Raw genomic sequence first — 13193 nt, forward strand, 5'->3', positions numbered from 1 at the left:
TTATCATTGGACCAATGATAATGATGAAATTTACTTCTATGTTAACTAAGGAATTAAATATTCCAACAACAGTAAGCTTAAATCCAATAATGGTTGATGGTACAGGCATGTGTGGCGCATGTAGAGTAACAGTTGGAGGCGAAGTTAAGTTTGCTTGTGTTGATGGACCAGAATTTGATGGACATTTAGTAAATTATGATGAGTCAATGAGAAGACAAACTATGTATAAAAGTGAAGAAGGAAAAGCACAATTAAAAGTTGAAGAAGGTAACACGCACAATCATGGTGGCTGCGGTTGCGGAGGTGATAAATAATGGATATGAAAGAAAGAATGGTTAGAATACCTGTAAGAGAACAAGACCCAAAGGTTAGAGCAACAAACTTTGAAGAAGTTTGTCTTGGATATAATGAAGAAGAAGCTACAAAAGAAGCTTTAAGATGTTTGAATTGTAAAGTTCCAAAGTGTGTAGAGGGATGTCCGGTATCAATTAATATTCCTGGTTTTATTTCACATCTTAAGGATGAAAATTTTGAAGAAGCAGCGAAAGAAATTTCGAAATATAGCTCACTTCCTGCAGTTTGTGGAAGAGTTTGTCCACAAGAAAAGCAATGTGAAGGAAAATGTGTATTAGGAATAAAAGGCGACTCAGTGTCTATTGGTAAGCTTGAGAGATTTACAGCAGACTGGGCAGCATCACATAATGTTGATTTAAGTGCAACAGAAACTAAAAATGGTATTAAAGTTGCAGTTATAGGAAGTGGACCAGCAGGGTTAACTTGTGCTGGAGATTTAGCTAAAAAGGGATATGACGTAACAATATTTGAAGCACTTCATAAAGCAGGAGGAGTATTAGAATATGGTATTCCTGAATTTAGACTTCCAAAAGAAAAAGTAGTTAAAAATGAAGTTGAAAATATTAAAAAGCTTGGTGTTAAAATTGAAACTAACGTTATAATTGGTAGAACTATAACAATAGATGAATTATTTGAAGAAGAAGGATTTAAAGCTGTATTTATTGGTTCAGGAGCAGGTCTTCCTAAGTTCATGGGGATACCAGGAGAAAATGCTAATGGAGTATGCTCTGCTAATGAATTTTTAACAAGAGTAAACTTAATGAAAGCTGCTGTAGATGGATATGATACACCAGTAAGAGCTGGAAAGAAAGTTGCAGTAGTTGGTGGAGGAAATGTTGCTATGGATGCAGCAAGAACTGCCTTAAGACTTGGTGCAGAAAGCCATATTGTGTATAGAAGAGGAGAATCGGAACTTCCAGCAAGAGTAGAAGAAGTACATCATGCTAAAGAAGAAGGAGTAATCTTCGATGTATTAACTAATCCAACAGAAATCCTAGTTGATGAAAATGGATGGGTTAAAGGTATGAAATGCGTTAAGATGGAACTTGGAGAGCCAGATGCATCTGGTAGAAGAAGTCCAGTTGAAGTTCCAGGATCAGAATTTGTTATGGATGTAGATACTGTAATAATGTCTCTTGGAACATCACCAAATCCATTAATTTCTTCAACAACTGCAGGTTTAGAAATTAATAAGAGAAGATGTATAGTAGCTCAAGAAGAAACAGGTCTTACTACTAAAGAAGCTGTTTATGCTGGAGGAGATGCAGTTACAGGAGCTGCCACAGTAATATTAGCTATGGGTGCAGGTAAAAAAGCTGCTAAAGCAATAGATGAATATTTACAAGGAAAATAGAGCCAAATAATTAGAATCAGTTTCATTCATATGCCTAAATGAATGAAACTGATTTTTTATGAAATATTAATGCGGTTATTGACGGATAATTGCAAATATGGTAGAGTTAATTCATGATATAGTATGTTACTGGTAGGCAGGCATTAACTATACATAGATATTTGAGGATGTTTATGTTAGTTAGTGCTTTTTTTGCGTGGAAAAATTTTACAGGCATCCTGATTAATAAAATAAATTATATAATAAAGGAGAAAAAACATGAACAAAGCAATTAATTTACTTAAAAGGTTAGTCTTATTTTTTGTTGGAATGAGTATAATTCAATTTGGAGTAGCATTATTTCTAAAGACTAACATTGGTTCGGATCCATTTACTGTATTCACTCAAGGTCTAGCGTTCTTGTTAAATAAAACAGGATTAAAGAATATAGGGATAGTAAAATTAATAAGTGGAGCAGCAGAAGTAACGCCTGGAATCGCCAACATGATTATACTACTAATATTATTTACTATTATATTAGTAGTAGATAGGCATCGTATAAAAATAGGAACACTTATCTGTGTAATTGGAGTAGGACCAATCATAGATTTAGGAGTAAAAGTAGTTTCGTATTTTCCGGTTGAATCTTATAACTATATGATAAGAGCTTTATTAGTAGTATTTGGATGTTTAATAATCGCTATAGGATTTTCAATTTTATCAGCGGCAAATGTAGGTGTTGCTCCAAATGATATTGTGCCATTTATAATACAAGATAAAACAAAGATAGAATACCGATGGATTAGAATAGCTTTGGATGGTGGATTTTTAATTATTGGATTTGTTTTAGGAGGAAAAATTGGTCTTGGTACAGTAATATCAATGTTATCAACAGGACCGTTTATACAATTCTTCTTGCCTTATGGTGAAAAATTTGTAAATAAAATAGTAGAGCAAAAAAGCGAAGAGTTTGATAGTTCTGCAGTTACTGCATAATAAGCTATCTTTATTAAAGTAATAATAATTAAAAACATAACTAAAAAATAACTGTTATAGATAATTAAAATGTCTATAGCAGTTATTTTTTTGCAAAGATAAGTGATACAGAAATTAACACTGAAATATTTATTTTAATAAGAGTATATATATTTTTAGAAATTATTAAGTATATTGTCATATGTTGAAAAATAGTGAAATAAGTGTGATAATAAAGAGTGATTCTAGTTGTATATTATAAAATTTAAAAATTATTTTTTTAGAGTAATTATATTTTAGCAAGAGGAGGGATTATGAATATGTCGGATACCAGTGGTAAAGTGGTATTCTATGGGGTGAGTGAAACTAGTCAAAAGCTAGATTATATCATGAAAGCCCTAGAATTAAGGAATCAGCATTTTGAAATAAAATTGATTATATCTGAAGCAATCACCAATGCTTATACTCATGGTAATAATAGTGATAAAAATAAACCAATATATGTTGAGTGGGAAGTGAAAGATAACTTATTAAGCATTAAAGTGGAAGATTGTGGACAAGGAGTAAAAGACAAAAAACTACATGAAGAAATTAGTGAAGAAAAAATACTAGATGAATCAGGAAGAGGGTTATTTATTATTAATTCCTATGCTGATGAACTAATATTTAGTGGTAACACCATAATCATGAAAAAATATCTTCTACAAGATATAAATGATTGAAGTGTTTAAAGTAAATAATTAATACTCAATCAATATTGTACATATAAAGGGGAAAATTTAATGAAAATTTCTTTAAAAATAAAATTAATGATTACTTTTTTTGTGCTTATTTCTATACCAATGGGGATATTAGGAGTCATATCATACGAAATGGCTAGTAGATCAATACAAGCGTCCGTTGAACAACAATTAAAAGAACAAACTTCGAGTACATCTGTTTTGATTGATGAAACCATAGTATCAGTAAAACATTCATTAGAAGTGGCAAGTTTAAATAGTGACCTAGGGAAAGCTATACAAAATTCAAATACTGAGAATATTGATACAGCATTTCAATACATAAAGAATGTTCAAGATAAAAATAAGGATTTCATGGAAGTGTTAATTATTACAGATGCTTATGGTAAAGTTATTATTGATAACCAGACAAAAGAGCCAGACATAGATTTAAGTGATAGAGAATACATGAAACAAGCGTTAAGCAGTGGGAATGAGGTAGTTAGCGAAGTACTAATATCCAGGTTCACTGGTAATCCAGCAATTTTTATAGTTTATCCGTTAAAAGAAAATGGTAAATTAATTGGAACTTTAGTTGGAAGTATTAAATTTGAAAGTATTTCAAATTATGCAGCTAGAATTAAAGTTGGACAAAATGGTTATGCATATATGATTGATAAAAATGGATTAATTGTTTATCATCCAGATAGTAGTAAGATTTTAAAAGAAAATGCAAGTGATAATGCAGGTGAGGATTTAAAATTAATAATTAATGAAATGAAGGCAGGAAAATCCTCAGAAGGTTTCTACACTTATGGAAATAAATACAAATATGTTGTTTTTCAACCTGCAGATAATTGGGTAATTGCAGTGACAGCAGAATATAATGAATATATGTCAGCTGCGCTAGGAATTAGATATAATACAATAATTATTGTTATAATATCGATTATTGTTGCAATGCTATGTGCTTATTTGTATTCAACTAAAGGGATAATTAATCCAATTAAAAGCTTAGAAAAGTTAATGAAACGTGCGGGTGATGGAGATTTAACTGTTAGGATTAGCATAAAGAGTAAAGATGAGATAGAGGAACTTGGAAACTCATTTAATGAAATGATAAAACATCAAGATGAAATAGTCAGAAGTGTAACCAATGCCGCAGAAAATTTAAATGCAGCGTCAGAAGAGATGGCAGCATCATCAGAAGAAATCAGTTCTGCAACTGAAGAAATTAGTGCAACAGTTACACAAGTAGCACAAGATGCAGAAAAGCAGAATGAGTCTATAGTTGATGTTTCTAAAGTTTTAGTACAGCTTTCAAGCCTTGTTCAATTAGCTCAAAATAGAGCAAAATCAACAAGTTCAAATGCTGCAAATACTATGGCTGTAGCGGACCTTGGAAGAGAAAAAGTAGAAGAAACAGTAAAGGCAATGAATATTATCAGTATTGGAAGTGATGAAACTGCACAGTCACTTGAATCATTAAGTGGCCTATCAACCAAAGTAAATGGGATCATAAATACAATAAATTCCATTGCGGAGCAAACAAATCTTTTAGCATTAAATGCAGCAATTGAGGCAGCTAGGGCAGGGGAACACGGTAAAGGATTTAGTGTTGTAGCTGATGAGGTTAGGAAACTATCAGAAGAGTCAAATGATAGAGCGAAAGAAATCGCTATATTAGTTAGGGAAATGGTTAAACAAACACAAAATGCAGTATCTGCAATGGAGAGAGCGAAAGAAGAAGTTGACAATGGAGTTAAGATAGTATCAGAAACAGATAAGGCGTTTGTTAACATAATTAACGCAATAGAAAATATAGCAGGACATGTAAATGAGATACTTGATATTACTGGTGATGAAGTAGCGTCATCAGATAAAGTAATAAAGCTTATTAATGACATAGCTACAATTACAGAAAGTAACTCTGCCAATAGTGAAAATGTGTCTTTAGCGACAGAAGAACAGGCAAATGCAATTAATAATTTGACAGCGACAGCTGAGGAAACAAGTGCTATGGCTGAAGAATTAACTAAACTTGTAGAAAGATTTAAAATATGAGGTGATAGTAGATGGAAATAAATATACCTAAGGATTTTATTGTTGATGAGGTGGCAAATTTTAGAGTGAAAATAAATAGCCTAATTGATGGAGGTCAAAAGAACTTTATATTTAATTTTAATGATTGTACTTTTATAGATAGTACTGGTCTTGGTGCATTAGTAGCAATTTATAAAAAGTGCGCTGAAAATGGTGGCAGCGTAAAATTAAAATCATTAAAACCTGAAGTCGAGAAATTATTTAAATTAACAAGGTTAGATAAAGTATTTGAAATATGTCCATAAAAAGCATCTGAGAATTTAATAAGTTAATAAATCAGATTGAAAGGACTTATAGATTTATGTATGAAGGTAAAGAAAAAGCATTAATATTAGATGAAGACGTAAAGTTAAATGAAACTAGTTATAAAGAAATTTGGGATAAGATAAATGAACTAGCATTTGTTATAGAATTGGATAAAGAATTTACCCCTGTATACTTTGTTGATTTTAATAATAAATTTTGTAGTGATTTAGGTTATTCTAAAGATGAACTTAGAAACGTACTACCTTCAGATATTTTAAAAGGGGATAATTGGAAAGATAAAGCTGGGATATTTAGAAAGTTAATATATCAAAAAAGTATCAATAAAATTGAATTGATACTAAGAACAAAAGATAAAAAAAGTATCTTTGTTGAATCAGATATATCTATTTTCAGTAAGGGTGAAAAAAACTTTGTCCTAGTAATTGCTATGGATATTACTGAACGTAAGAAGCTAGAGAAAGAATTAAAGGGGATATTAAATGGAATTCCAGATGTAATAAAAGTATATAACACTGATTATACAATATCTTTCTTTAATGAAGCTGGATACAATTTCTATAAAAAGATGCCAGAAGAAGTCAATGGAAAGATGTGCTATGAAATTTTAGCAAGGAAAGAGAAATGCGTGGATTGTTCTTTTGAAGAAGTTATAGAAACTAAAGAAATGTTATCAAGAGAAAGATACATTCCAGAATTAAATAAATTTATGGATGTATGTTATAATCCTGTAATGGGAGAAGATGGAGAATTATTGTTTATTGTTGAGAGACTTCGTGATATTACAGAAAAGAAGATTCTTGATAAAATACTTAAAGACAGCAAAGAAAGATATAAGCAAATTATCAATAGTTCACCAGAGGCTGTAGTTATAATTGTGGATAATAAAATTGTGTTAGCTAATAACGAGACTTGTAATATATTTGGAATAAGTTACAATGAGTTGATTGGAAGTAATGTATATAACCGCTTTCAAGAAAAATATAAAAAGGCTTTGCACAAAAGATTTAGAACTATAATAACAGAAAAAAGAATCAAAGATGTATATGATTATGAATTTTATCTTTCAAATAATAAATTAGTTAATTTACAGATTTCATATAGTTATATAGTGTATGAGGGCAAGGCTGCAATTATAGCAGTTATAAGAGATATTACTGAGATGAAGCAAGAGATAAGAAAAGCTGCCGAATTTCAAAAAAACACATTGCAAAATACCTTCCCTGCTCAAAAATTTATTAATACTACCAGTGTTTATGTCCCGGGAAATACGATAAGTGGTGACTTTTATAGAATTTATGAAATAAGTGAAAGTAGAATACTGGGGATAATTACAGATGTCAGGGGGAAAGGAATATCAGCAGCTCTAAATATTTCTGCATTTGATGTTTTGTGTTCTCAAGAAGTTGCTAAGGTTCATGAACCCATGGATATAGTAAAAAATCTGAATGAGAAGTTAACTAAATACTATGAAGAAAATTATATAGCTATATGTTGTTTTAGTATGGACTTTAATAAAAATGAACTTAAAGTAGTTGGAGCGGGAATTAATCAATTCCTTTTTCAAAAGAAAGGACAAGGGATAGAAGAAAAGATAGTTGAAGGTCCTTTCCTAGGAATGTTTGAGAACAGTGAATTTTGTGAACAAATACTTTCTTTTGAATCAGGAGATAAAGTTTTCTTCTTTACAGATGGATTAGATTTTATTTTAGATGAAGATAGAATAATACAAGAATATATGGAAGATGCAAGTATATTTGAATTTAAAAATTATTTAGACGGATTTTTAAGCGATAGTATTTTAGATGCCGGAAAGTTAAAAGATGACTGCACAATGGTTGCAATGGAAGTAAAGTAGAAACACAAATCAATACTCTTTTGAAAACAGCAAATATTTTTGTTCGGAAGAACTATGATAATGTCTTCTGTACAAAAATATTTATGATTTCTAATTAAGAAATTGAATTGAAAATTAAAAATCTGGAAAATAATCAAAATATACAAAGTTGTAGTAATAATGCAAGGTTAAATGAGTGCTCGTTCTAACTGAGTAACAATGTACCAGTTGACAGTTAGTAGTGATTGATATAGAATAGGTTATACAAGATGAACATTTCTTTGAAAACCGAATATGTTTTTAAACCATCTTTGACCTGGGGGCGTTTTGGCTTCGACGGGGGTGGGATGGGTTTATTAAGCGAGTCGAGGGACGCATGGAGCCTCGTTAATAAAGTATGCACTAAATGTAAACGCAGAAGACAATTTTGCATTAGCAGCTTAGTTTAAAGCTGTTCATCAGCCCAGGTTGCCTACGGCTTGGATCACTGGTGTCATTTAAGTGGGAAACGAAGCCTAGCAAAGCTTTGAGCTAGAGGGGTATTTATGAAGCTACCGGAAAGTATAGCCTGTCTAAGGGCGATGCTTTTGGGGAATCTTAAAACTTAGACTGCACTCGGAGAAAGGTAAATTCAGCTGCTTTCGGACAGGGGTTCGATACCCCTCGCCTCCACCATAAAATCCACGACCATCTGTATGTGGCTTGAATAGCTACTTGCAGATGGTCGTGTTTTTTATTGTTACGGGGTAGCTCCGCCAATTGTATAGAACATGTAAAATTAGTTATGATTATCTTGTAAAGAATTAAATATACTTGAACATAATAAGTGAGGATTCAAAATAAAAGTGTCAAATATTAATTATCAAGAAGAAATTAAAAAGTGTAAAAGTATAGATGATGTTGCTGATAACAATGGATTGATACAATAATTATTGAAAGATGTTATGCAACAATTGCTTGAAGCTGAAATAGATGAACGCCAAGACAGAGTGGCGTATGAAAGATTTGATAACGAAATGGAAAAGGGAAGAGAATTATCGAAATGTTTATTCTAAAATGATGATGGAAGTAGCTATTTGGAGATACTTATGACGTTCCAAAAGATGGAAAATCAGAATTTAAGCCAAGAGCAATTCAAAAATATGAAACAGACTGTAGTGAGTTAGATAAAAAATAACTGATTTGTGTGCACATTGAATATCTATAAGAGACATTTCGATGCGAGCTCGATGAGCTATATGGTATAGAGGTCTCTCCATCAATAATAGCGAAAATAACAGATAAAGTGGTGAATGCAGTTCGTTTTTATGTAAGAGATGAACATCAAAATGTTTCTGAAGCGCATACATTTGCATTTGTATTTTTAGCAATGCTACATTCACATTTATTTTTACCATCCTATATGTAAAGCATAATATCTAATGATTATTCAAATTACTGTAATATATTTTACTTAATTGGATGTTTGTAACATGAAAATTTTATGTTATACTATCTAAGTCGTAAATATTGGGGCATGATATAAAAAATATCATTGAGTATGACCGCATATTTATTAAATTTTGAATAATAATAATTAGTATTATTATAAAGGGAGCCTACTTATATGAAAGCATTTCTAATTCATTCATTTGGTGATAAAGAGAAAATAGACACATTTATTGATAGAATAAAAAAATATAAAAAATTAGAAATATTAAAATTAGATCAGTCTCATTGGCTTATATGGAGAATTTTATCTCTATATAGTATTATTAAATCAGATTTTATTATAGTTATTGTAGGAGAATATTCGCATCAAAGTAAAAATATAAGTTGGGAATTAAAAATAGCTCAAAAAGCTAATAAGAAAATATATGTTATTAAGCTTGATGAAAGTTTCAATTTGCCAAATGAGATAGATGATATGAAAATTATTACTGATGATGAACTAAAGAGTATTATTGAAATTGAATTAGATATTAATAAAAAAATTGAGAAAAATCTTTTCAACGATAAAGAATCATTAAAAAATGATATTGAGAGTCAAAAACTACTATTAGAAGAATATAAATTATTACTTCAAACATCAGAATCTCTCATTCTAAGAAGACAAGCTATGAATACATTCTTTTTAACGGCGAATGGCGTTTTAATTTCTATGTTAGGTATAATAACTGGAGCAAAGGTAGAAAGTAGTTATCTCTATATATATTATTGTGCTTTCTCATTAGTAGGGGGGATATTATGTTTATCTTGGAATAGTTTATTGGTATCATATGGGCAATTGAATGCAGGGAAATTCGAAGTATTGAATAGGTTGGAACAATTTCTACCTGTTTCCATTTTTAAAGCTGAATGGATTGCATTAGGCGAAGGTAAAAATAAAAAGAAATATAGGTCTTTTACCCAATCGGAAAAAATAATTCCAAGGCTATTTTTGATTCTTTATATTATTATTTTTATAACTGTTATTATTTTTAAAGTTACTTTAGTTAAAGAATTTATTAAATTTTTATTATTAAAAATCTTGTGAAATATTAAAATTACATTGAGAAATAAATATTTACAATATGAATTTTTTGATTAATTATTTTTTCATTCTCGATTTTGTCACATTCCAATGTAACAACTATATACGAGCTATTAGAATCTGTACCTAAAATATATACAAAAAATAGGAACATTGTTATCTTTTGATATTATTCTAATTTATTTCTTAAATACTGATGCACTAGTAATGTATTTTCCAACAAGTACAATTATTATATTACATTTTTTAATTTTCCACTAAACAATTTTTTCATTAATTTTAAGGCAGTGATGATTTTGCAGACCAATCTTAAGTAGAAAATCGAGTTTTAGAATTTTTACTTTGACCAACAAATAACGTTTTTCTGTGTCATTGTGGTCAAAATAGAAACTTATAAAAGCCCATGGATCTGGCAGAGTTTTTATAAGTTTCATTTATGAACATTTTTTTATTTCCAATTAAAATAAGATTCCTATAACATAAGAAATTACCTAAATTATTGGTAAGGAAGTATTATTGTTTGGCGATTTTATTTTGTATACAGTAGCTTGAATTCGTTTTAGCAATTTTGAATATAAATCTTTTTCATCATCCCAAAGAATGTGATTTATTTGTTCGGTATCAAAATGATCATCTGAAAAATCTCCGCTTTTACACGTCATAATAACTTCTTTGTTTAAAGCTTTTGCATAACCAGCTTCAAAATAAACACTTTTTCTACCCCTAGTAAAATCTGCAATAACAAATGTACTTTCATTAATTTCATAAAACATTTCAGGCATTATAAAATTGTTATATTGCTTTTCATTCATAATAACTGCTTCAAAGCCATATGATTCTATTGCGCCTATGATTTGTTCTTTTGCTAAGTTCATTTTATCTGAAAACCACATAGCTACAAATATAGTAGGTTTTCTTGCATTTAATACTGTATTTTTTAATTCAATCAAGTCATATTTATCAAGTCCATTTGAAGTTATATTAGTTAAGAATTTACCAATATATGTAGCTGTATATAATTCTTTCGATAATGCTATCATTGCATAACAAAAATCTACAGTATCACAGTCTTTGATTTTTTTCCAGGCGTCATTAAAGCCATAATACACATAAACGCAATCTGAAATGCTTGATTTGGATGTTGAGCGTTGTTTGGATAATTCTGAGTATTGCCAGCCCATTTCACTAAATAAATTTTCTATTGCATCAGAACCTATATAATCCCATTTGTCATCAAATTCTTCTCTTTCTGCATTAGACCACTGAGCATAATCGAGCGGATTTATTGCTTTTTCACAGGTTTGTTCCTCATTTAGTTTAGTAATTTGATTTATTATATAGTTTTTAAATAAATCTAATTTATTATCAATATTAACAATTGTTTTAATTTTATCTCTATAAGTCATAATGTTCATTATTTATATTCCTATCTTTTATCGTAGTTAAAATTAATTAAACTGTCATTTATTTGAGTGTTAAATCATTATATTCTTCTATCTTTTATCAGTTTCCAATAATGATATCCTAAAGCAGTAAGTTTACAAGATTTTGAATTCATTGCAGCGAAATACATATAACCTGCATCAACCGGAACAACTAGGCCTACACTTTGAAATTTTTGAAGATTTTTAAATATAGCTGTATTTTCCTTTTTGGCATACGGTTCAACAACCTTATGTTCTACATTAAGAGTATTAGTATCTTCAAATGATGGATCTAAAGCAAATTCACTTTTTGGTATTGGAAAATAGTCAATAAGCTTTCTTAATGTTTCTAAAGGTACGCTAGGAGGAACTACTCGTAAAGAAGTGAACCTTGTAATATTAGTTTTAAACACAGGTCTTTGATCCCATGGACCCAATGCTTGATCGATATAAGAATAAATACTTCCAGGCGTTATATGTCCTCTTAAATCTGCGGATCCGCCTTGTAATGATTCTAACAATAAGTTTGTAAAAAGACCATGTCCATTAATTTCTAATGATGCTTCATCACTTTTGCTTGAAGTAAGTATTGAAACACCTTCGGATATATTACATAATCTTCCGTTAGTTATTTTAGCAGAACCTAATGCTCCTGAATGGCAACAGTCTAAAATTATTATTTTATTTTTTGATTTAGACTCATTAGCTATTGAAAGTAATTCATCCATGGAAACACCTTCATCATTTGTTTTGGCATCAGGTGTTACAATATACCCTCCAATGTCATTTATGAATCCATGACCAGAAAAATAAAAAAGAGATATATCACTATCACCACTAAATAAATCTATTATTAAGCCCTTTAGATCTGATTTAGTCATAACATCAGTAAAAAGTTTAACATCAAAGTTTGGTGAACCATCACCATTAGTCTCAATGATGCTTGCAAAAGCAGAAGCATCATTAACACATCCTCGAAGTGGATATGATGGATAATTATTTATACCTACTACTAAAGCTTTTCTCATATTAAAGTCCTCCTTAAATAGAATATTGTTAAAAATTTACTATTAGCTATAACATATTCTTTAACTGTTTGTAGAATGCATCTGTTTGTGAACGCTTTGTAGCATATTTTTCGAAATTATAACTTTTTTTGTATATAGTGTTTTCATTTAATACATTAGTTTTAGCTTGGATATATTTAGATAAATCATTAATTTTTTTAAGTGCTGGCCAATATGAAAGATATTCAGGAAGTGAAACTTGATCTATAAGATAGCTTACTATCGGAAAATCTAATTGTGAAGCCATACCAATCTCAAAAGGTACCCACCAAGATTTTTGTGTTTCTTTCGACATTACTACCAATAAATCAGTACAAGAATTAAGTCTATTTTTTATATGACTTGTTAGTTTTTCTCCATCTAACATTAAGTCACCATCTAGTAAGTCCAAATATGCAGAGACGCCTAATCTTTTTAATTCAGTACAAACAATAGTAGCAGAATTGGAATCTTCTTGTTTGTGAGATATAAATATTGTCATGCTCATTTAATCACAACCTTTCATATATATTACATAGAAATTATATCATATGTTGTATTTTTATAGAAATAGAGAACTTTATTTTAACATAATAATGTAGATAATTATTTGTAATATGTTATAC

11 protein-coding genes, 1 other RNA gene and 1 pseudogene are annotated in these 13193 nt (G+C 29.9%); 10 read left to right on the top strand and 3 right to left on the bottom strand.

The window, feature by feature from the left end; translation table 11 throughout:
* From CLCHR_RS22065 to CLCHR_RS22110, 10 genes and pseudogenes are all read left to right on the top strand, one after another.
* A partial coding sequence (locus CLCHR_RS22065) for an iron-sulfur cluster-binding protein (RefSeq protein ID WP_479723264.1) occupies window positions 1-314 on the top strand: 314 nt, incomplete at its 5' end.
* Complete coding sequence (gene gltA, locus CLCHR_RS22070) at window positions 314-1708, top strand: NADPH-dependent glutamate synthase (protein ID WP_079442063.1); 1395 nt, start codon at window positions 314-316, stop codon at window positions 1706-1708. The genes CLCHR_RS22065 and gltA, both read left to right, overlap by 1 nt.
* A gap of 258 nt (window positions 1709-1966) precedes the next feature.
* Window positions 1967-2683 (top strand): YczE/YyaS/YitT family protein, encoded by a 717-nt coding sequence (locus CLCHR_RS22075; RefSeq protein ID WP_079442064.1) that lies wholly within the window; start codon window positions 1967-1969, stop codon window positions 2681-2683.
* A 293-nt stretch (window positions 2684-2976) separates the two neighbouring features.
* A complete protein-coding gene (locus CLCHR_RS22080; protein ID WP_242966180.1) occupies window positions 2977-3384 on the top strand; it encodes an ATP-binding protein in 408 nt (135 codons plus the stop codon).
* Window positions 3385-3444: 60 nt separating this feature from the next.
* Entirely contained in the window at window positions 3445-5445 is a 2001-nt protein-coding gene (locus CLCHR_RS22085) for a methyl-accepting chemotaxis protein (protein WP_079442066.1), read from the top strand.
* Between the two features lie 11 nt (window positions 5446-5456).
* A complete protein-coding gene (locus tag CLCHR_RS22090; RefSeq protein ID WP_079442067.1) occupies window positions 5457-5729 on the top strand; it encodes an STAS domain-containing protein in 273 nt (90 codons plus the stop codon).
* 56 nt (window positions 5730-5785) lie between these two features.
* On the top strand, window positions 5786-7606 hold the full coding sequence (locus tag CLCHR_RS22095; protein WP_079442068.1) for a PAS domain S-box protein: 1821 nt from the start codon (window positions 5786-5788) through the stop codon (window positions 7604-7606).
* 297 nt (window positions 7607-7903) lie between these two features.
* Window positions 7904-8260, top strand: a transfer-messenger RNA (tmRNA) gene (gene ssrA, locus CLCHR_RS22100).
* Between the two features lie 164 nt (window positions 8261-8424).
* Window positions 8425-8927 (top strand): annotated as a pseudogene (locus tag CLCHR_RS25705) (transposase); the annotation flags it as partial.
* 264 nt (window positions 8928-9191) lie between these two features.
* A complete protein-coding gene (locus CLCHR_RS22110; protein WP_079442069.1) occupies window positions 9192-10100 on the top strand; it encodes a RipA family octameric membrane protein in 909 nt (302 codons plus the stop codon).
* A gap of 488 nt (window positions 10101-10588) precedes the next feature.
* Here the strand turns inward: CLCHR_RS22110 and CLCHR_RS22115 are convergent, their stop codons facing one another.
* The 3 genes from CLCHR_RS22115 to CLCHR_RS22125 all read right to left on the bottom strand — a co-directional run bounded on the left by CLCHR_RS22115 (window position 10589) and on the right by CLCHR_RS22125 (window position 13075).
* Entirely contained in the window at window positions 10589-11512 is a 924-nt protein-coding gene (locus CLCHR_RS22115; RefSeq protein WP_079442070.1) for a hypothetical protein, read from the bottom strand.
* A 68-nt stretch (window positions 11513-11580) separates the two neighbouring features.
* Window positions 11581-12549 carry a caspase family protein gene (locus CLCHR_RS22120; protein ID WP_079442071.1) on the bottom strand — a complete coding sequence of 323 codons (969 nt, stop codon included), beginning with the start codon at window positions 12547-12549 and terminating at the stop codon, window positions 11581-11583.
* A gap of 46 nt (window positions 12550-12595) precedes the next feature.
* Complete coding sequence (locus tag CLCHR_RS22125; RefSeq protein ID WP_242966181.1) at window positions 12596-13075, bottom strand: TIR domain-containing protein; 480 nt, start codon at window positions 13073-13075, stop codon at window positions 12596-12598.
* Between the last annotated feature and the right edge of the window lie 118 nt (window positions 13076-13193).

This window comes from Clostridium chromiireducens (assembly GCF_002029255.1).
GTDB lineage: Bacteria > Bacillota > Clostridia > Clostridiales > Clostridiaceae > Clostridium > Clostridium chromiireducens.

What these genes read in the sequence shown, in the direction of transcription:
- gltA (WP_079442063.1), top strand. Translation starts at nt 314, where the DNA reads ATGGATATGAAAGAAAGAATGGTTAGAATACCTGTAAGAGAACAAGAC.
- CLCHR_RS22075 (WP_079442064.1), top strand. Translation starts at nt 1,967, where the DNA reads ATGAACAAAGCAATTAATTTACTTAAAAGGTTAGTCTTATTTTTTGTT.
- CLCHR_RS22080 (WP_242966180.1), top strand. Translation starts at nt 2,977, where the DNA reads ATGAATATGTCGGATACCAGTGGTAAAGTGGTATTCTATGGGGTGAGT.
- CLCHR_RS22085 (WP_079442066.1), top strand. Translation starts at nt 3,445, where the DNA reads ATGAAAATTTCTTTAAAAATAAAATTAATGATTACTTTTTTTGTGCTT.
- CLCHR_RS22090 (WP_079442067.1), top strand. Translation starts at nt 5,457, where the DNA reads ATGGAAATAAATATACCTAAGGATTTTATTGTTGATGAGGTGGCAAAT.
- CLCHR_RS22095 (WP_079442068.1), top strand. Translation starts at nt 5,786, where the DNA reads ATGTATGAAGGTAAAGAAAAAGCATTAATATTAGATGAAGACGTAAAG.
- CLCHR_RS22110 (WP_079442069.1), top strand. Translation starts at nt 9,192, where the DNA reads ATGAAAGCATTTCTAATTCATTCATTTGGTGATAAAGAGAAAATAGAC.
- CLCHR_RS22115 (WP_079442070.1), bottom strand. Translation starts at nt 11,512, where the DNA reads ATGAACATTATGACTTATAGAGATAAAATTAAAACAATTGTTAATATT.
- CLCHR_RS22120 (WP_079442071.1), bottom strand. Translation starts at nt 12,549, where the DNA reads ATGAGAAAAGCTTTAGTAGTAGGTATAAATAATTATCCATCATATCCA.
- CLCHR_RS22125 (WP_242966181.1), bottom strand. Translation starts at nt 13,075, where the DNA reads ATGAGCATGACAATATTTATATCTCACAAACAAGAAGATTCCAATTCT.